Raw genomic sequence first — 621 nt, 5'->3', positions numbered from 1 at the left:
AGGTGGAAGGGCTGAAGAAGTCCTTTGGTGGCGTCGCAGCCTTGCGCGAGGGCCGCTTTCAACTTCGCGCCGGCACGGTTCACGCGCTCTGCGGCGGCAATGGCGCCGGCAAGTCGACCTTCCTCAAGATACTGATGGGTATCTTCAAGCGCGATGCCGGCTCAATCCGTCGTCGCGGCAAGGATGTGGAATTCGCAAGCCCGGCCGACGCATTGGCCTCGGGCATCGCCATTATCGAACAGGAACTCAGCCCCGTCCCTCACATGACGGTTGCCGAGAACATCTACCTTGGCCGTGAGCCTTCAGCACGGTTCGGCGGCATCGATTTCCGCGCGATGAACAGGTCCGCGCAAAAGCTGCTGGACGATCTCGAATTCGATATTCGAGCCACACAATACATGATGAACCTCTCGGTCGCGCAGATGCAGCTCGTCGAGATCGCCAAGGCGCTCAGCCACGACGCCGAGGTCATCTTCATGGATGAGCCGACATCGGCGATCGGCGAGCGGGAGGCGCAGCACCTCTTTGCCGCGATCCGCCGCCTGCAGGCCCAGGGCCGCGGTATCGTCTACGTTTCTCACCGGCTGTCGGAGATCTTCCAGATCGCCGATTCCTACACGG

At 61.7% G+C, this 621-nt stretch carries 1 protein-coding gene; it reads left to right on the top strand.

The window, feature by feature from the left end:
* Positions 1-2 precede the first annotated feature (2 nt).
* A partial coding sequence (locus ACXJ7R_RS35720; RefSeq protein ID WP_457155887.1) for an ATP-binding cassette domain-containing protein occupies positions 3-621 on the top strand: 619 nt, incomplete at its 3' end.

The sequence above is a fragment of the Mesorhizobium sp. P5_C1 genome (genome assembly GCF_054049815.1).
This window is presented reverse-complemented; position numbering and strand designations above follow the sequence as displayed.